Origin of the sequence: Streptomyces sp. LUP30, from assembly GCF_001746365.1 — a bacterium.
GTDB lineage: Bacteria > Actinomycetota > Actinomycetes > Streptomycetales > Streptomycetaceae > Streptomyces.
Map to the genome: position 1 here is coordinate 50079 of NZ_MJAJ01000046.1, position 21177 is coordinate 71255.

22 protein-coding genes and 3 pseudogenes are annotated in these 21177 nt (G+C 68.2%); 8 read left to right on the forward strand and 17 right to left on the reverse strand.

Features of this window, described 5'->3' with window-relative positions; all coding sequences use genetic code 11:
- Window positions 1-70: 70 nt before the first annotated feature.
- The 8 genes from BG482_RS30380 to BG482_RS44185 all read right to left on the reverse strand — a co-directional run bounded on the left by BG482_RS30380 (window position 71) and on the right by BG482_RS44185 (window position 5213).
- A complete protein-coding gene (locus BG482_RS30380; RefSeq protein ID WP_069772381.1) occupies window positions 71-2197 on the reverse strand; it encodes an FtsK/SpoIIIE domain-containing protein in 2127 nt (708 codons plus the stop codon).
- A gap of 114 nt (window positions 2198-2311) precedes the next feature.
- Entirely contained in the window at window positions 2312-2488 is a 177-nt protein-coding gene (locus BG482_RS41645) for a pRL2-8 (RefSeq protein ID WP_176741501.1), read from the reverse strand.
- Window positions 2482-2799, reverse strand: a complete 318-nt coding sequence (locus BG482_RS30385; protein WP_069772382.1) for a hypothetical protein — start codon at window positions 2797-2799, stop codon at window positions 2482-2484. The genes BG482_RS41645 and BG482_RS30385 overlap by 7 nt, the downstream gene beginning before the upstream one ends.
- Window positions 2800-2801: 2 nt before the next feature.
- Window positions 2802-3209 carry an RRQRL motif-containing zinc-binding protein gene (locus tag BG482_RS30390; RefSeq protein ID WP_069772383.1) on the reverse strand — a complete coding sequence of 136 codons (408 nt, stop codon included), beginning with the start codon at window positions 3207-3209 and terminating at the stop codon, window positions 2802-2804.
- Window positions 3206-4105: a DUF2637 domain-containing protein gene (locus BG482_RS30395; protein ID WP_069772384.1), complete on the reverse strand. Its 900-nt coding sequence runs from the start codon at window positions 4103-4105 to the stop codon at window positions 3206-3208. Before BG482_RS30395 ends, BG482_RS30390 begins: the two co-directional genes overlap by 4 nt.
- Window positions 4102-4371: a DUF6284 family protein gene (locus BG482_RS30400; RefSeq protein ID WP_069772385.1), complete on the reverse strand. Its 270-nt coding sequence runs from the start codon at window positions 4369-4371 to the stop codon at window positions 4102-4104. Before BG482_RS30400 ends, BG482_RS30395 begins: the two co-directional genes overlap by 4 nt.
- A gap of 201 nt (window positions 4372-4572) precedes the next feature.
- Window positions 4573-4953: an RNase adapter RapZ gene (locus BG482_RS30405; RefSeq protein WP_069772386.1), complete on the reverse strand. Its 381-nt coding sequence runs from the start codon at window positions 4951-4953 to the stop codon at window positions 4573-4575.
- Between the two features lie 83 nt (window positions 4954-5036).
- Complete coding sequence (locus BG482_RS44185; RefSeq protein WP_176741502.1) at window positions 5037-5213, reverse strand: hypothetical protein; 177 nt, start codon at window positions 5211-5213, stop codon at window positions 5037-5039.
- A 478-nt stretch (window positions 5214-5691) separates the two neighbouring features.
- On the opposite strand from BG482_RS44185, the gene BG482_RS30410 reads away from it, so the two are divergent.
- Window positions 5692-6459: a GntR family transcriptional regulator gene (locus BG482_RS30410; RefSeq protein ID WP_069772387.1), complete on the forward strand. Its 768-nt coding sequence runs from the start codon at window positions 5692-5694 to the stop codon at window positions 6457-6459.
- Window positions 6456-7025: a GNAT family N-acetyltransferase gene (locus tag BG482_RS30415; RefSeq protein ID WP_069772388.1), complete on the forward strand. Its 570-nt coding sequence runs from the start codon at window positions 6456-6458 to the stop codon at window positions 7023-7025. The genes BG482_RS30410 and BG482_RS30415 overlap by 4 nt, the downstream gene beginning before the upstream one ends.
- 304 nt (window positions 7026-7329) lie before the next feature.
- On the opposite strand, the gene BG482_RS43515 is transcribed toward BG482_RS30415, so the two are convergent.
- Window positions 7330-8568, reverse strand: a complete 1239-nt coding sequence (locus tag BG482_RS43515; protein WP_141746672.1) for a hypothetical protein — start codon at window positions 8566-8568, stop codon at window positions 7330-7332.
- Window positions 8569-8688: 120 nt separating this feature from the next.
- Here BG482_RS43515 and BG482_RS44190 point away from each other — a divergent pair, with 120 nt between their 5' ends.
- A complete protein-coding gene (locus BG482_RS44190; protein WP_176741503.1) occupies window positions 8689-8907 on the forward strand; it encodes a hypothetical protein in 219 nt (72 codons plus the stop codon).
- Between the two features lie 366 nt (window positions 8908-9273).
- Window positions 9274-9483 (forward strand): annotated as a pseudogene (locus BG482_RS30420) (ATP-binding protein); the annotation flags it as partial.
- Here the strand turns inward: BG482_RS30420 and BG482_RS46250 are convergent.
- Window positions 9449-9757, reverse strand: coding sequence for a hypothetical protein (locus tag BG482_RS46250; protein WP_069772389.1), 309 nt, complete (start codon window positions 9755-9757; stop codon window positions 9449-9451). The pseudogene BG482_RS30420 and the gene BG482_RS46250 sit on opposite strands and share 35 nt — an antisense overlap.
- A gap of 200 nt (window positions 9758-9957) precedes the next feature.
- Here BG482_RS46250 and BG482_RS30430 point away from each other — a divergent pair, with 200 nt between their 5' ends.
- Entirely contained in the window at window positions 9958-10413 is a 456-nt protein-coding gene (locus BG482_RS30430; RefSeq protein WP_069772390.1) for a hypothetical protein, read from the forward strand.
- A gap of 93 nt (window positions 10414-10506) precedes the next feature.
- Here BG482_RS30430 and BG482_RS30435 read toward each other — a convergent pair.
- Window positions 10507-10941, reverse strand: a pseudogene (locus BG482_RS30435) (HTTM domain-containing protein); the annotation flags it as partial.
- A gap of 186 nt (window positions 10942-11127) precedes the next feature.
- Between BG482_RS30435 and BG482_RS30440 the strand changes: the two are divergent.
- Entirely contained in the window at window positions 11128-11604 is a 477-nt protein-coding gene (locus BG482_RS30440) for an SRPBCC family protein (RefSeq protein WP_069772391.1), read from the forward strand.
- A gap of 581 nt (window positions 11605-12185) precedes the next feature.
- Here the strand turns inward: BG482_RS30440 and BG482_RS30445 are convergent.
- The 3 genes from BG482_RS30445 to chvE all read right to left on the reverse strand — a co-directional run bounded on the left by BG482_RS30445 (window position 12186) and on the right by chvE (window position 15193).
- Window positions 12186-13034: a hypothetical protein gene (locus BG482_RS30445; RefSeq protein ID WP_069772392.1), complete on the reverse strand. Its 849-nt coding sequence runs from the start codon at window positions 13032-13034 to the stop codon at window positions 12186-12188.
- A 318-nt stretch (window positions 13035-13352) separates the two neighbouring features.
- Window positions 13353-13904 carry a hypothetical protein gene (locus BG482_RS30450; protein ID WP_141746673.1) on the reverse strand — a complete coding sequence of 184 codons (552 nt, stop codon included), beginning with the start codon at window positions 13902-13904 and terminating at the stop codon, window positions 13353-13355.
- A 191-nt stretch (window positions 13905-14095) separates the two neighbouring features.
- The gene (chvE, locus tag BG482_RS30455; RefSeq protein ID WP_069772394.1) at window positions 14096-15193 is read right to left on the reverse strand and encodes a multiple monosaccharide ABC transporter substrate-binding protein; all 1098 of its coding nucleotides are present in this window, start codon (window positions 15191-15193) and stop codon (window positions 14096-14098) included.
- A gap of 1100 nt (window positions 15194-16293) precedes the next feature.
- Here chvE and BG482_RS30460 point away from each other — a divergent pair.
- On the forward strand, window positions 16294-17271 hold the full coding sequence (locus tag BG482_RS30460; RefSeq protein ID WP_069772395.1) for a glycoside hydrolase family 11 protein: 978 nt from the start codon (window positions 16294-16296) through the stop codon (window positions 17269-17271).
- Between the two features lie 38 nt (window positions 17272-17309).
- The gene (locus BG482_RS30465; RefSeq protein WP_069772396.1) at window positions 17310-18302 is read left to right on the forward strand and encodes a polysaccharide deacetylase family protein; all 993 of its coding nucleotides are present in this window, start codon (window positions 17310-17312) and stop codon (window positions 18300-18302) included.
- A 175-nt stretch (window positions 18303-18477) separates the two neighbouring features.
- Here the strand turns inward: BG482_RS30465 and BG482_RS30470 are convergent, their stop codons facing one another.
- The 3 genes and pseudogenes from BG482_RS30470 to BG482_RS30480 form a co-directional block, all read right to left on the reverse strand.
- Window positions 18478-19497: a hemolysin family protein gene (locus BG482_RS30470; RefSeq protein ID WP_069772397.1), complete on the reverse strand. Its 1020-nt coding sequence runs from the start codon at window positions 19495-19497 to the stop codon at window positions 18478-18480.
- Window positions 19494-20825 (reverse strand): hemolysin family protein, encoded by a 1332-nt coding sequence (locus tag BG482_RS30475; RefSeq protein WP_069772398.1) that lies wholly within the window; start codon window positions 20823-20825, stop codon window positions 19494-19496. Before BG482_RS30475 ends, BG482_RS30470 begins: the two co-directional genes overlap by 4 nt.
- Before the next feature lie 168 nt (window positions 20826-20993).
- Window positions 20994-21177: pseudogene (locus BG482_RS30480) on the reverse strand (M56 family peptidase); the annotation flags it as partial.

Genomic DNA, 21177 nt, shown 5'->3' on the forward strand with positions numbered 1-21177 from the left:
GGAGGCAGGGGTGGGGAGGCGGTTGGGGAGTTCTCCCCGCCTCCCCGCGAGGGGTGGCCGCGCCTCCCCGCTACTGGGAGGTGGAAGCGGAACCGTCGGCGTCGCGTTCGGCGAGGGCGCGGGCGATGTCGTCGGCGCGCACGACCATGCGGCCGTGGGACTTCTTCGCCTCGGTGCCGGCCGCGTCCAGGACTCGGGTGAGGTCGCCGAACGACCAGCGGCCGTAGGCGTCCGCGTCGAGCACGGACAGACGCTTGATGACGTCCTGCGTGAACACCCGCTTCTCGTCTCCGAGGACGGCGAGGATGTCGGCGAGCGGGTCGCGCTTCTCGCCCCGGTCGATGGCGTGCAGGGTGGTGACGCCGTTGCGCAGGGCCTTGGCGCGGTCGGTGATGGCCTTGGCGTCGTCGTCGCCGATGAAGTGCGTGCGCACGGTGATGGACGACTGACCCTTGGGGATCTCGATGCCGTCCGAGGCGACGACCAGGGTCCCCTTGTCCAGGCCTTGACGGAGCAGGTGCGGTGCCGCGCCGCCGTTGACGGCCTTCTCTCCGAGGGCCATGACGGCCTGTGCCTCGGTGCCCAGCGCAAGGGAGGCACGGGTGTGCGCGCCCTCGCGGACCAGCTTGGGAAGGTTCTGGTCGGTGGGGTCCTGCGTGCCCTCGTACATGAGCACGTCGACCACACGACCCTGGTTGTGGACCTTGCGCACGGCCATGAAGTAGCGGGACGTGGCCTTGGATCCGCCGTAGGGCCGCTTCTCGTCGTCCACGGCCGGGCACATGAACGCGACCTGCGCCTCGTCCACGATGCCGATCAGCGGATCGAACACCACGGTGGGATCGGCCTGGCGCTCCGCGATGCGCCGGTTCATCTCGTCGACCAGGCTCTCGACCATCTCGGTCGCCTCGATCACGTGCTCATCGGTCGGCCCCTGGATGAGGACGGTGGCGAGCCCGTCGAACATGGCCCAGTCGCCCGCGCCCTTGAGGTCGGCGATCCGGAACTCGACCCGCCGATCCAGCGACGCCCACAGAGCGAGCGACCGCAGCGCGGCAGTCTTGCCCTGGTTCGACAGGCCCGTGATCAGCAGGTGCCGCTGATACAGGCTCAGCGCGGCGGAATCGCCGCGCAGGTCCTGTCCCCACGGCGCGCGGCCCTTGGTGTAGTCGGCGGTGATCGTGTCGTCGGTGACCAGCGGTGAGGGGCCGATCGGCTCGTCCAGCGCCCCGGAGTCGGCGATCCACAGCCGCACCGTGCGTGCGGCTTCCGGGATGGTGATGAAGACCTCGTGCTCGTGCCGGGTGAGGTTCTCGGCGAGCTTGCGCCGCCTGGCCTGCACCTCGTTCGTCGCCACCCCGGAAGGAAGGGTGACGTCGACTTCCACGCCGCATCCGGCGATCCGGATGGGACCGAGCATGGACGCGCCGGCGTCGCCCATCTCCTTGATGGCCTTGGCCAGGGCGGACACCCCGAGGTCGCGCAGAGCCTTGACCACGATGGACGGGGTGATCGGCTCACCCTCGCCGCTGCGGACGTTGGCGGGCAGCGCCCACGCTGGGGCGGCCTGCTGCTTGCTGCCGACCGCCCACAGCGCGAGCAGGGCCAGGAACGGGCCGAGAGAGACCAGCGGGCCCCACACCACCTGAACGATGGTGATCAGCAGGTTGATGAACTCGATCACGGTCGCGATCGGGGTGATGACGTCGGTGACGTCTTTGTTCGCGATGGCCATGACGATCCCGAGGGCGACCAGCGATCCGATGCCCATCCCGGTGCCTACGGCGAGGCCCTTGGCGGCATCGAGGGGCGAGTGGAGCAGGTCCATGCGGCGGCGGTGGCGGGCGTCGCGGTAGCGCTGGGCGCGCTCCTCCCACTCCATGGCCGCGTCCATGTTCCCCGCGGCTTCCGCCGCGCGCATGAACCGCTCGTAGCGGGCGGCGGTCTTGCCGTCCCACGTCCGGCGGGCCACGATCCGCGCCCCGCCCACCACGTAGAGGGTGTGGCGGGCGACGGCGCGGCCGGTCGTCTTCGTGCGCTCGTGGGTGACGGCCGCCTTCACGGTGCGGCCGGACCGGATCCACAGCGGCACCGGTGCCGACGGGGCCGGGTCGGGCACCACGGTCAGCGTGGTCACGGCGGCCGGTTCGGTCGACGGGGCGGTGTTCTTGTGCAGGTGAACGACGTTCTCGGACATGCAGAAGTCTCCTCAGCACCCCACGGCGGGGCAGGGAAGGCGGGAAGGAAGAGAGGGGGCCGGGGACGGGCGGGGCCGTCCCCGGCGGAGCTGTTCAGGCGACGCGAGCGGGAGTCACCACCAGCGCGAGCGCTTCGGCACGAGGTACGGGCAGCCGTTGCGCATGTGGTCCACGCACTGCGGGCAGTCCTCGCGCGGGCCGAGCATGCGGTGAAGGCTGCGGTCGTGGGCGTGCTGCCAGCACTGCGGGCACTCACCCGGCGGCGTGGGCGTTGCGGGCACGCTCACCACCAGCCCTGGGACTTCTTCGCGGCCTTGGCGGCGGCGGCCTCGCGCACGATCCGCTGACGCTCCATGTGCAGCGCCGTCAGCTCGGCGGTCAGTCGCGTCTCGGCCGAGCTGGCGACGGAGTCCAGCCGGTTCTCCTCGCGGCCGGTGCTCTTGCCGCGCAGGACCCGGTAGGAGCCGCCGGCGAGCGCGCCGATCACGGCGCGCCGTTCGGCACTGGTCAGCGGCCACATCTCGCCCTTGCGGACCGCTTCCAACTTGCGGGTGGTCTTGCTGATCTCGCGGTCAAGGCGGCGGGTGTCGGGCTTGCCCATGGTCAGCTACTCCTCAAGGCGGGGTGCCGCTGGTCGGCGGCGGGGCGGGTGGGGTCGCAGGGCTCGCACGTGCCGATGGACGTGCGGATGACGTAGCCGACGTCGCGCCGGCAGGCGGGGCAGGTGCGGCGGGGGCGCATCATCGCTTCGTGCGCCCGCCACCGGCCCGGCGTCATCGGCCGGACCGGTTTGGCGAGGTCGATGCGGTAGAGGTAGGCGGTCAGCGGCTCGCGTCGGCGACGCGGGCGCAGGATCTGTCCGGCGACGTCCTGACCGCCCGGCCGCAGTCCTCGACTGCGCAGTTGGCGGCGGGTGGCCAGGTCGTCCGGGGCGCAGCGCCACGGGTAGGTCGGGACGCCGAAGCGTTCGCCGGTGGGGTCGAAGCAGTCGGCGAGGGTCAGTCGCTTCATGCCGCCCTACCGCCGTTGCTCGCCCGTTCCGTGAGGAGCGTGTCCCGCAGCGTCCGGGCGTTCGCCGGCGACGTGCGCACGGCGCGGCGGATCCCCTCAGCGGTGATCTGCGCGTCTGCCCAATCGACGGTTACCTTGCGGGCCTCGGCGAGCAGTTCATGCGGGGTGCGCTTCGGCCGGGGCGATCGGGCGACGTCCGGAACACGGCCGGTCGCCCTACGCGGCCGACTCGACTCCGCCGGAACCGTGACCGGTGCCGGTGCCGGAACCGGCACGGGAACCGCCCGTACCGGCTTGAGCGGTGGAGTCGACTTGCCCACGTCGATCGCGACCGGATCCGGCACCCTCAACCGCGTCACCGTGACTGTGGGAAGCGGGGTCGATTCGAGCAGGTCAGCAGTAGACCGTTTCCTCTCGATCTCGGTTGATTCATCCGCATTCATACTCACGGCGCGAATCGGGGCGGGGCGGTGGTGCAGCACCTTGGCGACCAGGTCGGATCCGAAGTAGATCGACCCGACCGGAAGCGACGTCGCCAGCAGCACCAGCGCCCAGTTCGCCGCGTCCCACTCCGCGACCCGACCCAACTCGACCGACTGGCCGTGCAGCTCGGGTACCAGTCCGTGTACGTAGTTCAGGACCAGGGAGGCGATCGTGTAGGTGCCCAGCACCCGCAGCGCGAACTTGCGGTCGTCGTCGACCAGAACGAGCGTGGCGACCAGCGCCAGCGCCATCAGGCCGTCGACCACGAACGGGTAGAGGACGGCGGCAGTCGAGTCTGCGCCGATCGCGCCGGCGATGTCGCGCAGCGCGTTCCACGAGACGCGGAACGCCATGCCGACCACGGCGACCAGCGCCAGCACCAGCGCGGTGCGGCCCTTGCGGCGCAGGTTCATGCCGCGCCGCCCGCCGTGCTCGTGCCGGCCGCACGGTTGGCCGCGTCCCGCCGCGCGGCCAGCACCCGGTTGTGGGCGCGGCGGATGCGGCGGGCGTCGACCTCGTTCTGAGGGTGGTCCATGGCCTTGATCTGCGCGTCGAGCAGGTTGACCTCCGCCAGGATCAGCGGGGACTCCAGCTCGATCGCGTCAAGCTCCGCGTCCGTCGGCTCCATGAAGTCGGCGAACGCGGTAACAGCGGCCTGAACAGTGACGATGTGGTTCATGGGTCGTGGTCTCCCTAGCAGGTGAAACGGCCCGAACAGCACCCACCGGAGTTGCCGCTTCGGTGGGTGCGCGCCGCTTGAGGGGAAAGGGCCGCAGCCGATGCGTGCGGCGGGCCGCGCGATGGCGGCCGGTGCCCCGGACCGGATCCGATCCGGCCTCGTCACGACCCCGCCGCAGAGCGGCGGGTCCGGGGCTGCTGATCAGCGCTGGACGACGCCCTTACCGAGGTCGCGGTGGTGGACAGTGACCGTGTGGCCGGCGGCGGTCAGCCGGTCGGCGAGGGCACGGGCGAAGGTGGGAGCGCGGTGACGTCCGCCGGCGCAGCCGTCGGCGACCCTGACCGTTCCGGCACTCGGGCCGGCGGCGAACGCGGCAACCGCCGTGGCGGTTGCCGCGACCAGGGCGGCGATGCCGGGGGTGCCCATCACGGCGTTGCGGACGGGTTCGTCGTCAGCACTCATGTAGCGCAGCTCGGGCGACACGTGCGGGTCGCGGAAGTGGTGACGCAGGTCGATGGTGAGGTGCGCGTCCGGCGGGGCGTCGTGCAGGTAGCCGAACGAGACGATCTCGACAGTGCTCATGCGAACTCCAGACGAAGTGGCCGGTGATGCGCGCCCCGGCCGGGAGTCGAACCCGGCCTGCGACCATCGGGGCTGTCGGGTGGTCAGCGGTCCCGACGCTCCAGCTCGCGAGCGATGTCGTTCTGCGCGTTGATCCCGCTGAGCGAGTTGTGGCCCCCGCCGCGCTCACGGGTGATCAGGTCGTACTCCCGCCGCAGGTCGTCGCTGCTGCGGTTCTTCATGTCGGAGGCGGCGGGGGAAGGGCTCGTACGGAAACGCATGTCGATCTCCCTTGGGAATGTGAGTGGCCCGCTGGTCAGCGGGAGTGCCCCGGCCTGCTTTCGAGGCGTAGGCCCGAGATCGGCCGGACCGGGGCTGTAGCGGCTAGACCGCCGAAGGTTCTGCGGAAGTCGAATCACTCAGTGCCGGTAACAGCCCGAAGACTGAAACCGGGCAGGCCACCCGGCCTGACATGGACGGTCAGGGTGGTGACCCGCACCCATCGACCGCACGTGTTCATGCGGCTGGGTCGGCACTCTGTTGAGTTCTCAATCAAGGCGCGCTCACTTCGTACTCACCCCCAAGGGGCTTTCCTCCGGACGCTGTCAGCCCAGGCGGGCACACTTGAAGGTGTTGCACCACCTGCTCAGCTTGTTGGTACAAGCTGATGCAGTGATGCTGCACCCACGCACCGTGAACCGTCAAGGGATTGGGGCCTACATGTACCAACAAGTTGCGCGAGTGCGTCATGATGAAGGCATGAACAAGCAGCCGAAGTACCGGCAAGTCGCCGACGTCCTGCGTCGCGAGATCGACAACGGCACCTACGCGCCGGGGTCGAGGCTGCCCTCAGAGAGCGACCTATCGCAGCGCTTCGACGCGTCGCGGAACACCATCCGTAACGGGCTGAGTCTGCTGGTCAGCGAGGGTCTCGTCTCATCCAGCCAGGGGCTTGGATACGAGGTCAAGTCTCATGAGGTGTTCGAACTCAACGCGTCTCGGTTCGAGAACCTGACGTTTCCGCAGAACGGCGACGCCTACAACACTGACGTGACGAACGCGGGACGCCGGCCGCACCAGACGTTCCGCGTCGAGATGCTGCCGGCATCGCAGGAGATCGCTGAGCGTCTCAAGGTCGAGCCGAGTACGAAGACGGTATTGCGGTTCTGTCATCGCTACGTGGACGACGTCCCCTGGTCCACTCAGGCGACCTACTATCCGTCGTGGCTGGTCGATGTGTCGCCGCGACTGGCTGAGCCTGGGGACATCGACGAGGGAACAACGCGGTACTTGGCCGCTCAAGGGATCGAGCAGGTCGGGTACTTCGATGAGATCTCGGCCCGGATGCCCACGCCGGACGAGGCTCGCCTCTTGGAGATCGGAGCGGGGGTGCCGGTCATGCTCTGGACGCGAACCGGCTACTCGACGGATCGCCCTATCCGCTGCACGATCACAACGTTTCGGGGGGACCTGAACCGAATGAACTACGAGATCGGCGACCTTGCCGCCCGGAGCGAGAACACGTGATCATCACGCCCGCAAAGCCGCACGACGTAGCCAAGTTGCTGGCCTTCCGCGAGGAGGCCGCATCTTGGCTACGAGCCATTGGGTCCGACCAGTGGAGTCGCCCGTACCCGGCGGACAAGCTACTGGCCACCATCGAAGCAGGCACAGTTTTCATGCTCCGCGACGGCCACACCACGGCCGGCACTATCACCCTCACCCCGGACGCCGAAGATGGTTTGTGGACGGACGAGGAACTGACCGAACCGGCGATGTTCGTCAACAAGCTCACAGTGGCCCGTGAGTATGCCGGACAGAACCTTGGCGGTCGGCTGCTCGATTGGGCAGGCGACCGCGCGCACCACGCGGGGGCCCGGTGGGTGCGGCTCGACGCGTGGTCGACGAACGAAGCGCTTCAGCGGTACTACCTCACGCAGGGGTTCACGTACGTCCGTACGGTTCAGGAGGGAACCGCGGTGAATGGCGGACCACGGGTCTCGGGTTGGCTTGCGCAGCGAGCTGCGCGGCCAGCGGACCACGGATTCACGGACCGTACGCCAGAGCCCACGCGGCTTCCATTCGCGGCCTGAGTTGACTCGCCCCGCACCCCTTGCGACGAGTCGAGTGAAGCCGACTGGGCTTGAAAGCCGTCGTGGCAGCGATGTCACCGTGGACAACCCCCACCCCTACCACGGGAAACGGCCCCCGACTGGGTGAATCGGTAGGGGCCGTCGTGCTGCGCACCGTCCGCGAGTGGACGTCGTCTCCCGGCGCTCCCCGCTCGATCGAACACGGCTGGCGTGAGTGCAAGCGATCACGCTGCCCCTGAGTCGCCAGATCTCAGCCCGTCTATTCGGCCGCGACAGCCTTAGCCGCAGAAAGAGAACCTCTTCGCTACTTCCCTGGACCGATGCCAGGATTCATCGATGCCCTTTCGAGTAGCCATGGCTCAACTACACCCAACCCGCGCACCGGACGCTGCCACATGGGCTTAGCCTCGTAACTGTCTCCAACTTCCCCTGGCACATGCAGCGCCGACTCTGCACAAAGCTGCTCAACCAAGACCGAGTCGGCAAGGATCTTACCCCTGGGCGCGATTGAGGATAGCCTTTCAGCGAGGGCCACAACGGTCCCCAACATGATTCCCGCTGTTGCATAAACTTGCCCGTAGCAGATGCCTATCTGAGGTTCCGCCTCAAGATCTTCCAGCATCGCGTTCGTCTCAGACTCAGACAACAGAACTGCCGTTTCCGCCCCCGCGCGTGCCGTAGGAGCGACGAACGAAATGTCGCTATTACGCGTGTGGAAAAATCTCGCACCAGTCATGGCCGAGACCTGGGCGCACACCCTTCTGACCCTTTCAATCAAATCGATAAGCTCTTTCTCATCAAGCCTTTTCGACAGTCGGGTGAATCCGACCAAGTCAAGTATGCCGACCGCCATAACGCCTGGAGCGAGGGCCTCCACCTCTTCCGGCCCTTCGAGGGCAGCGACCTTCGTTTCCAGGGATGAGCATTCAGCCTCAAGCTCTTGAGCTCGCAGTGTCGCCCGTTTCAGCTCCTCCCTGAGTGCTGCCACTTCGCTCTGCAAGTTAGATCTTTGACTTAGCAGCTCGTCGCGCTCCTCAGTTACTCGGTCGATTTGCAGCTCAACGAGGGCATCTCGATGCCGCAGTTCACGCAATTGCAGTTCCACGTTACCCAGGAGCGTTTGACGGTCCTGCAGAGCCCGAGTCAGCACCTCTATCTGAATCGCACTCTGCTGGGATTTCCGATCCGCTTCCGCGAGTTGTAGTTGCGTCACCCTGAGGAGACTGGCAGGGTTCCCTTGTGTTTTTACTGCTGCGTCATGCTGGTCTCGCAAAAGTTGCAACGTCTCCTCTTTGATTGACTCACCACGATGGGCGGCTACGTCCCGCACAAGATCTAGAATGAATTCCCAAGGCGGGATTCGAGATCCGTTTAGGTAACGAGATATCGCTCCCGCGTCACGCGAGCAGCGAACAGCATATCGACGAACTGAGATTTCCAGCCCGTTGAACAACACACGCAGGCTGTTGGCGAGATTCCGGGCCTCCACTGGTAGCTCACCATCCAGCGGCCTAAGGAGAGCGGGCAGGTTCTCGTGTGTCATTCATCCCCCAACACTTCTGTTGCCAACTGCCTGGCAACGTGTGCCACGTGGCGCAACGGCGTACCAACCTTGAAGTCTAGGGATCCGACGCCCCGATCTGCAGACGAAAGGTGTAGCTCGTTGATCCCTATCCCCGGTGCCCGCTACATGGCGGCCGTTCAGCGGGTGGCTATCGTACTGATCTTGTTGCTGCCCTTCCTGGTCGTCACTCTCGCGTGCGTGCCAGCACTGCTGTTCCTGCCCTTCAGCCAAGCGGGTAGTGATCGAGCAGCATTACTTGTAGGACGCTTCGTCGGCTGGACACGTGTCCTTCTGCATGGCATCAAGCCGCTTGAGTAGGACGCCGCCACCTCGCCAGTCTCCTCAACTGCCTTGATCCGACTGTGGGCCGTTGCAGGCGCGGCCCACAGTGAGCACCGGTCACCGGTGCCGTCCGTGAGTTCCTTGGCTGACGGCAACACCTGACGGCAACGTCGGTGCACCCAGCCGCACTCGGAGGGACGGTCCGACACTCTGCTAGCTCCTGCGGGATGGCGGCACCCACGCCCGAGAATCGGCGGCGGGAACTCCTAAAGCGGGTGTCGCAGGTTCGAATCCTGCCGGGGGCACAACGGAAGAGGCCACCTAGGAACGTTCCTAGGTGGCCTTTGACATCCGCTTTCGACATCAACGAGGGCGATCACCCACGACCGGACCGCCTCTTGAGCGCAGGTGGTCGCGGTATCGCTGACAGACGCCGGAGGCCCGGGCACGGCTCCGATGATCGAGCACCAGGACCAGGACGCCGAACACGGCCGCGGACTCGGCATGGTCAGCGCGATCGCCCACCCGGTCGTCGTCCACGACAGCGAGGCCGGCCACATCATCACGGCGGAGCTCTTCACCGACGCAGGCCGAGGAGGCCACCCGTGCTGAGGACGACGACCCGGCCCGGCTTCTGGTGCGAGTGCTGGACACAGCGACTCGACGAACGACGCCCGCCGGCGCTCTTCGGATCCTTCGACGCGTACTCGGCGGTCGAGGCGAACAACTGGATGGCGACGATCCTGCGCACCATCTCACCGGCCCTGGACACGGCCGCCTCCCAAGAGGCGTGGACACGACTCCACGACGACCGCATCGACACGAGACGAGCCCTGCTGCGCCGGGAGCCGTGGACGGTGTCCATCACGCACATCAGCACATGCATCACATGGACAGTCCGCCCAGCACCTTTCCTCCCCTTGGCACACCGTCAGGGCGTCGAACTCCCGGCGTGCACATCGGGCTTCAAACCCATCACCGCTTCCGGGGAAGCAAGCTCACCAGGCCAGAGCGTCGGTCAGCGAAATCGCCCTCTTGGCTAGAAGAGTCCACGGAGCTTTCCTAGTTGCAGGGGAGGGGTGACCGATGGCAGACGAGTCCGACGTTCTGCTCGAACTCTTGAAGGGCCAGCGCGAGGAAGCTCGGCAGATGGAGAACCAGCGGGCAGCACTGACCAACATCGTGATCGTCGTGACAGCCGCCACTCTGGGCTTCCTCACCCAACAGGGAGGCCTCAGGGCCTCCTCGCTGGGCCTGACCCTGCCCCTCTGCGCGTTGGGCACGTTCGGCGCGCTGGCGAGCGCCAAGTACGGCGAACGCTGGGCAGTCCACTCCGGCCTCGCCAAAAGGCTGCGTCATGAGCTGGGAGCACGACACCCAGGACTGCGGCTGCACGATCTCATCGCGGACAACCACGCAGAGCATCGAACCAAGTTCCCTCGGATACTCAAGCTCAAGATCTGGATTCTCTGGGTGGTACTCCACGCAGCCATAGGCGCCGGCGGCTTCCTCCTCAGCCTCTGGATTCTGGTCCGCCTCTGATGCCAGCAGCCCAGCGGTGCTTGACTCTCTCGTCCGAGGACGATCAGGGCGATACGCTCACCGTCCCGCATCGGCGCGATCCGCCTCCTTGTGTCAGCCTCTGTCGGGGAGCACCTGGTGAGACCCGGTTTCGGAGGCGGGCGTGGTGTCTTTCCGGCCCGCCGGGAGCACGACTCGGTGCTTCGAGCGGGGTGTGCCGCCCGGTCCGCCTTGCGCAGGCACGGCTTTGGGGCTTGCCGCTCGTCCGGGCCCCGGGCGTCCGCTGGCCGTCCGCCGCACCACACCTCGGCAGAGGTGAGGCAGGAAGGTGTAGAAGCGGTCGGGAAGGAACACGGCGTCCGCGACGATCATCGCGCCGGAGAAGAGAGGCAGCCCCATCAGCACAGCGATGCCGATGTGCATGCCCAGCAGCATGGCGAGGACGGGATATTTGAGCCTTCCAAAGAGCACGAACGGGAAGGCCACCTGCAAGAGCACGGTCAGGTAACCGGCGACGGCGACCACGAGCGTGTGCTCGTCCACGAAGTGGTGCGGGCATCGCGGAGTTGCCGCACCACGCCGAGTTCAGCAGCCCTACCCGCACCAAATGCCCGCAGTTCCCAAGCTGAGGGCCGCGGCACCGTTGGCACGGGTCGGCCGTCGCGGCGTGCTGGCTGAGCGGGCCGCACGTGTGTCGAGCTCCCGAGCATGAGTGGCCGGGCTAGCGTTGAGGTTATGGCTGTCGACGTCCTCACCGAGACCGTGATCGCCCGTCCCTGTGCGGAGGTCGCCGCCTATGCCGGGGATCCGACCCATGCGCCGCACTGGTACGCCAACATCGTCTCGGTTCGTTGGCGGACCTCGCCGCCGCTCGCCGTGGGCTCGAAGCTCGACTTCGCCGCCCGGTTCCTGGGGCGCACCCTGACCTACACGTACGAAATCGTCGAGTACTCCCCCGAACGGCTCGTGATGCGCACCGAGCAGGGGCCGTTTCCCATGGAGACGACGTACACCTGGCAGCCGGTGGACGCCGACCATACCCGGATGACGCTGCGCAACCGCGGCGAGCCATCGGGTTTCGCCAGAGTGAGCGCTCCGATGATGGCCGCGGCTGTGCGGCGAGCGAACGTCAAGGACCTGACAGCATTGAAAGCGCTGCTGGAAGGCGGCGACGCCACCGACGTCGGCCGACGCTCACCGGGCGACATCTGACATCCACGGCTGACATCAACGAGGCCGGACGGCGGCGTACATCAGCATCTCTGCCCGACCGTCGCGTCAGAGGACAGCAGCCAGCGGAGCGGACGCTGATCGAACTCCTAAAGCAGGAGTCGCAGGTTCGAAGCCTGCCGGGGCACAGCCGAAGGGTCAGATCAGGAGGGTTTCCTCCCAGGCTGCCCCCCCCCCCCCGTCGCCTCGGGGGTCGTGCCACACGCGTACCACTGCAGCTGCGTGCAGGCCCGGCCCACAAGTTCTCACCGTTCCGCTTCTACCGACGTGGCTTGCTCTGGTCGACGGCATGGCAGTGGGCAGTGTGACTGAGGCCGGCAGCGGGCCCGGCGAGGAACACGCGTGCGTGGTCCGGCGTGCCCGCCGTCGTGGCTGACTGCCGTCGGCTGAGGCTCAGACACTCCGGGGCGTTCAGCTCTGCCGAGGGACCTTCGAGGCAATAGACCGCGTCACACCCGTGCCAGATCCTGCGGGGAAGACTTCTGAGGGGCTGTGCCAGGGAACTCGATGACGGAATCGGCCCCTGACCTGCCCAGAAGGGAAGGTCAGGGGCCGATGGTGACTCAGGCTCCCAGGTAGACCGGGGGCTTCTGGGCCTCGCCGTAGACGTGGCCGCTGAGGGTGCCGTCGGCGCCCAGGACGACCAGGGTGACGTCGTCCTGCTGGACGGACGGGCGGCCCTTGGCGTATTCGACGGAGAACGTGCCGTGGCCGGTGGTCAGCTGCGCCCCGTAGACGCCCGCGCGCTTGACGAGCTTCACCGTGGCGCCGTTGGCGAGCTTGTAGCGGCCGAGACGCGGGTTGGCGGCGGTCTTGGCCCCGGTCCAGGTGACGGTCGTGCCGTCGGGGTTCAGCACGAGCGTGCGGCTACCGAACAGGGCGGCGCCGGCGCGACCGTGCGCGTCGATGAACCGCACCAGCTTGCCGCTCTGGTACACGCGGGCCTGGTAGTGGCCGGCGGAGACCTTGAAGATCTGCGCGGCCGTACGGGAGTCGAGACGCAGCGTGTGCACGAGCTTGCCGCTCTGCGTGCAGTCGGCTGACAGCACCGGGAAGGCCGTCGACTTCCAGGGGGTGGGGCCGCCCTCGCTGCGCTGCCCGAAGACGGGCTTGGCGCTGAGCACTCCGGTGATCCGCAGACCGCCGGCCAGGTCGACGGGCCTGCTCTGGTCGACGGTCGAGACGACGTGGCCCTTCTCGTCGAGGAGCTTGGCGGACGCGCCGCTGTCGGCGCTGTTGACCAGCTTGACCTTCCAGCCGCCGAAGGCGGAGGGGATGGTCTTGGTGGCGATGCAGGCGGTGCTCGTGGAGGACGCCGTGGTGGCGCCGGCGGCAGTGGCTGTCACCACAGAAGCGGTGGCCGTGCCCACGAGGGCGACGATGGCGAGTGCGGTACGAAGTGCGGTACGCATGACGGCTCCTGGCGATGTGGCTTCTGCCGTGCCGGCCCCTTTGACCAGCGAGAACAACGCTATTGGGTCATGCGTGCCGGAACCGTCGGCCCCATGTCACAGGCATGTGACAGTGCGTCACCCATCGTATGCAGGGCAGTGGTTGACGTTCCGACAGGGGGGCTGAGGCCAGGGGGGTGGAGCGAGGCATGCGCGCGCGTAGTCGTTCGGCCACCGGTCCTCAGGGTTGGCTGTCGTCGGATGAGGCTCGTGCCACTGCCGCCCGGGGCGTCCGGCTCGACCACGCGGAAGCGCTCGGCGGCGACGAGGACGCCGTCGTCACGAGACTATGTAGCGGACCTGTTTCTGCGCGATGCCGTGCTGGTTCGCCCGTTCCTGCAGGGCTTTGATCAGGTCGGTCTGGTAGGCCGGGACCACGAAGGCCAGGGGCTCTGCGGCGCGGCGTGCGAGTTCGACGCGGTAGAGAGGGGTGAAGAGCACCGCTCCCGACGACCGCTTCAGCTCGGTCACCTCGCTCCAGGCCACCACGTCCCGCAGTCGGCCGAACAGGTCGGTGACGGCCAGGCCGCCGCCGTAGATGTGGCACCTGTTCATCCCGCGCCCCGCGGACAGCCTTCGCCACGCCAGCCTCAGGACGATCAGCGCGAGCAACAGGCCGGCCAGCACGACGCCCTTGAGGAACGCCGAATCGGGCTTGGCGAAGACGACCATGCCGAGGGCGAACACGAGCACCACCAGAGCCCCCCGCCAGGCGAGTTGGCTGAGACCGCCCATCACTCCCGTGATCGCGTAGGTCCGACGGCCCCTCTCGTGCCCCAGCTCGTTCGCTCGCTCCTGCAGAGCGGCATGCCGCCCTTGGGACGATCCCATTCACGCTCCCCTCGGTGTCGGGCCGCCTGCGGCCGAAGACTGAACACCGTCGCACGCCCCGGTCGCGGACACATCGGGGAAATCACTGAGTTGTCCCCGCACTCGTACGGCGTCCTGCGCCTCACACGGCCCGAGAGCCCGCCCGGGCAGGGGTGAGCGGCTGCCCGGGCTGCGTCCTGGCCGCTCCGCCGCTACCTGAGCTGCGCGTCCTTGTAGTAACCGCCCGCGACCAGGACGTACTCGTAGTTGCTCTTGTCGACGCTCGTCGGCTGGAGCAGGTGGGCCGGGACGGCCTTGACGCCGTTCTTGTAGGACCGCCTGTTGTTCACCTTCGGGGTCTTGCCGTTGAGTAGGTCGTCGACCATGTCAGCCGCCACCGAGGCGAGTTCACGGACGTCCTTGTAGATGGTCTGCGACTGCTGGCCCGCGATGATCGACTTCACCGAGGGAAGTTCCGCGTCCTGGCCGGTGATGACCGGCAGCGGCTTGCTGCCGGAGCCGTAGCCGTCGTTCTTCAGCGCCGTCAGGACGCCGATGGAGATGCCGTCGTACGGCGACAGGACCGCGTCCACCTTCCTGTTCCGGTACGACTGCGACAGAACGACGTCCATGCGCCTCTTCGCGGTGGGGCCGTCCCAGCGCAGGGTGGTGACCTTGTCGAGCGCCGTCTGCCCGGACCGGACGACCAGTTGTCCGCTGTCGATGTACGGCTGCAGCAGATGCATCGAGCCGTCGAAGAAGAACTGGGTGTTGTTGTCGTCGGGGGAGCCGGCGAACAGTTCGATGTTGAACGGTCCCTTGCCCTTCTCCAGGCCGAGCTTGTCGATGATGTAGAGGGCCTGGAGCCGGCCGACCTGCTCGTTGTCGAAGGAGACGTAGTAGTCGACGTTCTGGGTGCCGAGGATGAGCCGGTCGTAGGAGATCACCGGGATCTTCGCCGCGGCGGCCTGCTGGAGTACGCCGCTCAGCGACTTGTTGTCGATGGCGGCGATGATCAGCGCGTCGACGCCCTCCTTGACCAGCTTCTCGATCTGCGCGACCTGGGTCTTCGGGTTGTCCTCCCCGTAGACCAGCTTGGTGCCGTACCCCTTGGCCTTCAGGTCGTCGACGACGCTCTTTCCGTCGGTGAGCCAGCGTTGGGAGGCCTGGGTCGGCATGGCGATGCCGATGGTGGCGTCACCGGAGTGGGCCTTGCCGCCGCTCGCCGTGGTCTGTCCGCAGCCGGACAGGGTGAGAGCCAGGGAGGCGGCCCCGGCGAGGGTGGCGAGGGCGGCTCTTCGGTTGCGCATGGTGATCGTTCCTTGTTCTTCTCGTCGTTGAGAGGAGGACGGCGTGCCGGGTGGCGGCAGGGGGACGGCGGGGACGACCGGGGCCGGGGAGGGTGGGTCGCGGTGGCGGGACAGCAGGTGGGTCGGACGTGCTGTGCCACCGTTCCCGGACGGGTTCGGGGCCGCCCCTTGAGGGGACCGCGCGCACCGAGGGGTGCCGGGCGCCCTGGGCAGGCCGAACTTCAGGTGGGGGGAGGGACGCGCCGTGACGGATCCGCTGCGGGGGATCGAAGACGCGCACGGGGCTGCCGAGGTCGGCGGCGGCCGTGGTGTGCTCGCGCTTCACGGGCGGCGGACGGGCGGGGGGTCTCGCTGGAACGACCGGAGGTCGTGCCGGCCGGCTCTGTGCGCGAGCGGGCGCTCAAGCGCCTCGGGGCCGCGCGGATCGGCGGACGGCGCGTAGGTGCGGCCCGGCAGCCGACGTACGCCGACTCTCGTGGTCGCGTTGTCGGCATGCGCCTGTAAGCACGCCGGGGTGCGCCACGGTGCTCCGACCACGCGTGTGCTGATTCCGTTGGCGCGCAAGGCACTTGCCCTTCAACCGTTCGAAATACCGTCACATGGTCGGCATGTTGGCGTGACAGTAAGAGGGGTTGCGCATGGTGTCAACGGGACGAACGACAACAGTCCGAAAAGCAGTTCGCCGAACGGCCGAAAGAACGACTGAAGGAACGGCCGAAGGAACAGCAAAGGGAACGGTGAAGGGAACGACCAAGGTGAGCTAGGGGTGAGCCAGGGGTGGGCCAGGGGTGGGACGGAAGCGCCGAGGGCGAAGCAAGGCCGAACGGAAATGCTTCGAAACATTCGGGATTCTTGATCCAGTAAAAGGATCTTCACATCCTGAGCCTTGCTCATCATTGTTGATTGATTTGCCGTTCTCGCCGCACTGAACTGCGGAAACGTCTATACGCGGGAACGAATCCCTTTACGAATGTTTCGAAATCAATGCCGAAAGTATTGACAGTTGGCAGGGCCATACCAACACTGACGGTCAATCCGAGGGGCCGGTCCCCGCCTGTCGGGCGGGATCGGCCTCATGAGGACGAGGAGGAAACACGTACATGAACGCACCCGCACGCTTCAGGCTGTTCCTCAGCGGCGTCTGCACCACGATCCTGGTCGCCCTCGCCGCGTTGACGTCGCCCGGCGTCGCGTACGCCGACACCGTCGTCACCACCAACCAGACCGGCACCAACAACGGTTACTACTACTCGTTCTGGACCGACTCGCCCGGTTCGGTGTCCATGAACCTGGGATCCGGCGGCTCCTACGGCACGTCCTGGCGCAACACCGGCAACTTCGTCGCCGGCAAGGGCTGGAGCAACGGCGGCCGCAGGAGCGTGACCTACTCGGGCTCCTTCAACCCGTCCGGCAACGCCTATCTGTCCCTGTACGGGTGGACGTCGAATCCGCTCGTCGAGTACTACATCGTCGACAACTGGGGCACCTACCGGCCCACGGGAACGTACAAGGGCACCGTCACCAGCGACGGCGGTACGTACGACATCTACAAGACGACGCGGTACAACGCCCCCTCCGTCGAGGGCAACCGGACCTTCGACCAGTACTGGAGCGTGCGGCAGTCGAAGCGCACGGGTGGCACCATCACCACCGGAAACCACTTCGACGCCTGGGCCCGGGCCGGCATGCCGCTCGGCAGCTTCAACTACTACATGATCCTCGCGACCGAGGGCTACCAGAGCAGCGGAAGCTCCAACATCACCTTGGGCGACGGCGGTTCGGGCGGCGGCGGTGGCGGTGGCGGTGGGGGCGGTGCGTGTTCCGCGACGCTCTCCGCCGGTCAGCAGTGGGGCGACCGGTACAACCTCAACGTCGCCGTCAGCGGATCCAGCAACTGGACCGTCACCATGAACATCCCCTCCCCCGCCAAGATCCTCTCCACCTGGAACACCACCGCCAGTTTCCCCAGCGCCCAAGTGCTGACCGCCAAACCCAACGGCAGCGGCAACACCTTCGGCGTCACCGTCCAACCCAACGGCAACTGGACCTGGCCCACCGTCTCCTGCAGCGCGAGCTGACTCCCGCACCCTCGCCTCAGGCTGGAGGAGCACTCCGTATGAGCACCAGACCACGACTCTCGTTACGCGCCCTCGCCACCGGGCCGGTCGTCCTCGCGACCGCCGCCTGCGCCCTCACCGTCCAGACCGCCGCTCCGGCGCAGGCCGCCGTCTGCAACGGATACGTCGGGCTCACCTTCGACGACGGGCCGTCCGGCACCACGCCGGCCCTGCTCAACGCCCTCAAGCAGAACGGGCTGCGGGCCACGATGTTCAACGAGGGCCAGTACGCCGCGGCACGCCCGTCCCAGGTGCGGGCCCAGGTCGACGCGGGGATGTGGGTCGGCAACCACAGCTACACCCATCCGCACCTGACCCAGCAGAGCCAGTCGCAGATCGACTCCGAGATCTCCCGCACCCAGCAGGCGATCGCGGGGGCGGGCGGCGGCACGCCCAAACTGTTCCGTCCGCCGTACGGCGAGACCAACTCCACGGTGCGCGCCGTCGAGGCCAGGTACGGCCTGACCGAGATCATCTGGGACGTGGACTCGCAGGACTGGAACGGCGCGAGCACCGACGCGATCGTGCAGGCCGCGGGCCGGCTCACCAACGGCCAGGTCATCCTCATGCACGACTGGCCCGCCAACACGATCGCCGCGATCCCCCGGATCGCACAGGGCCTGGCGAGCCGCGGCCTGTGCGCCGGGATGATCTCGCCGCAGACCGGCCGCGCCGTCGCCCCCGACGGTGGGGGCGGCGGTGGGGGCGGCGGTGGGGGCGGTGGCGGTGCGTGTTCCGCGACGCTCTCCGCCGGTCAGCAGTGGGGCGACCGGTACAACCTCAACGTCGCCGTCAGCGGATCCAGCAACTGGACCGTCACCATGAACATCCCCTCCCCCGCCAAGATCCTCTCCACCTGGAACACCACCGCCAGCTTCCCCAGCGCCCAAGTGCTGACCGCCAAACCCAACGGCAGCGGCAACACCTTCGGCGTCACCGTCCAACCCAACGGCAACTGGACCTGGCCCACCGTCTCCTGCAGCGCGAGCTGACCCGTTCGACGCACAGGCGGCGTCCCGGTGGAACGGTCCGGGCGGTCGGACGCCCGGACCGTTCCACCAAAACGACCAACTCCCCGCACTCCGCACAGCCCGCCCGCACAGCCCGCCCGCCCCGCACACTCCGGCCGTGGCTCCGGGGCGGTCACGAACCGTGTACCCGCCGAGCTCACGTCGTCTGCGGGTGCAGCAGCCGCGCGAGCAGGTCGTCCAGGGTGACCAGGCCGGTGAGCCGGCCCTCGTCGTCGCGGACCACGGCGAGGCTCGCCCGGCGGCGGCGCAACCGCTCGATGGCCTCGCCGACGGTGTCCTGGGCCGCCAGTTCGGGCACCGGACGGGCCAGGTCGCGGGCGGTGACCGCACGGCCCCGGGCGCGGGCGACCAGGGCGTCGCGCGCGTGGACGGAGCCGACGACGGTCTCCGCGTCGCGGACCAGCAGACGGCTGTGGTCGTGTGCGGCCGCGATGGCGAGGATCTCCGCGACGTCGGCCTCCGCCCGCACCGAGGTGATCAGCTCGGCCGGGATCCGCAGCGCGGCGACCGGCGTCTGCGGCTCCGTCAGCGAGTTGGTGATCAGCTCGGAGTCGTCCTTGCTGATCAGCCCGAGCCGCTCGGACTCCTCGACGAGATGGGCGAGCTGCTCGCGGTTGTGGACGGACGTCAGCTCGTCGCGCGGGGTGACCCGGCACAGCCGCACCAGCGCGTTGCTCATCGCGTTGAGCACCCGGATCAGCGGCCGCACGGCGTTGACCACCGCGCGGAAGGACGGGGAGAGCAGCATCGCCGAGCGTTCGGGGTGCGCGATGGCCCAGGACTTCGGGGCCATCTCACCGACGACCATGTGCAGGAACACGACCACGATCATCGCCACGGCGAACGCGACGCCGTAGCTGAGGGCGCTGGGCAGCCCGAGGTCGTGCAGCAGCGGGTCGAGCTCGTGGGAGATCGCGGGCTTGGAGACCGAGCCGAGGCCCAGAGTGCAGACGGTGATGCCGAGTTGGGCCCCGGCCAGCGTCAGCGACAGCTCGCGCATGCCGGCGAGGGCCGCGCCCGCACCGCGCCGTCCCTCGGCGGCCGCCTTCTCCATACGGTGCCGTCTGGCCGCGACGAGGGCGAACTCGGCGGCGACGAAGAACCCGCTGCCGATCAGCAGCAGCACGGTGACGAAGAGCGCCGTCGGGAAGCTCATGACCGCTCGCCTTCCTGCAGCTCGAACAGCTCGATGCGCACCCGTTCGGGCACATGCCGGTCGAGGGTGTGGACGTCGATCAGCGCGCGGCCGCCGCCGGGCAGGTCGAGGGCGAGACGGTCGCCGATGGTCGGGAAGCGGCCCAGCCGGTCGACGACCAGGCCTGCCACGGTGTCGTAGTCGTCCTCCTCGGGCAGTTCGACGCCGGTGGCCTCGGCCACTTCGTCGAGCCGTCGTCCTGCGTCCACCAGCCAGCCGTCGCCGTCGGCGACCGCGACGGCGGTGACGCGGTCGGACTCGTCGGCGATGTCCCCGACGAGTTCCTCGGCGATGTCCTCGTAGGTGACGATGCCGGCGACCCCGCCGTGTTCGTCCAGGACGACCGCGAACTCGTCGCCCCGGGAGCGCATGTGCTCCACCGCGTCCGGCAGCGGAAGCGTGTCGGGCAGCAGCAGGGGGCGGCGGGCGGCCGCGGCGGCCGTGGTGTCGGGGAAGCGGTCGGCGGGCAGCGCGGTCAGTTCGCGCACGCCCAGTACGCCGGTGACGTCGTCGGGGTGGTCGCCGAGGACGGGGTAGGTGGAGTGGCCGTGCGCGGCGATCAGTTCGACGGCCTCGGCGAGGCTCGCGTCCTTGCGGACGAAGACGCAGTCCGCGCGGGGCACCATGACCTCGTCGAGGGTGCGCTCGGAGAACTCCAGCGCGTGGTCGAGGAGTTGGGCGGTGCCGGCGGGAAGCCGGCCCTGCTCGTGGGACTCACCGATGAGGTGGCCGAGTTCCTCCAGGGTCGCGCCGTGGTGCAGTTCCTCGACCGGCTCGATGCCCGCCCTGCGCAGCAGCCGGTCGGCCGCCCCGTCGAAGACGCGCACGACGGGACCCACGATGCGCAGATACGCCAGGGTGGAGCCGGCCAGGGACTTCGCCAGCCGTTCGGGGACGGCGATGGCGAGGTTCTTGGGGGCCAGCTCGCCGATCACCATCTGCACGACCGTGGCCAGCACGAAGGCGAGCACGACGGACACTCCGGCGACGGCCCCCTCGGGGAGGCCGAGAGCCGACAGGGCGGGTTCGAGCAGCGCGGACACCGACGGCTCGGCGATGAAGCCGACGACCAGGCCGGTGACGGTGATGCCGAGCTGCGCGCCGGACAGCATGAACGACAGCCGCTCCAGCACCTTCAGTGCGCGCGCGGCCCCGCGGTCTCCGGCCTCGGCCTGCCGGGCCAGGGCGAGCCGGTCGGCGGACACGTATGCGAACTCCTGGGCCACGAAGTAGCCCGTTCCCAGGGTCAGCACCAGGACGGCCAGCAGGCCGACAACGGCACTCGTCATCGAACACCACCCCGCCGTGTGCCGTGCGTGCCGCGCTGAGAGGGGATGCGGCGGGATGGTCGGGGACTGTGCCCCGGAGAGTCCGTCGATCTGGCGGACAAGGGTGACTCCTTCACTGGAACGTTCACCTTGGCAACGAGCGCGAGCGGGCCCGTGTTCCCGGCTCGGTCACAGGGGCGTCGCGGCGTGCAGGATGACGAGCATGGTCACGGCCGCGTTCGCCGACGACATCGCCGACACGGCCGTCCCGGCGGCGGCCCCCCAGACCGCGAGGCCCGCGGCCGTGAAGAACGACGGTCGGCGCCGCGCCGCCGGGGCGGGCCCGAGCAGCGCCGTCACCCGGCGCGGCACG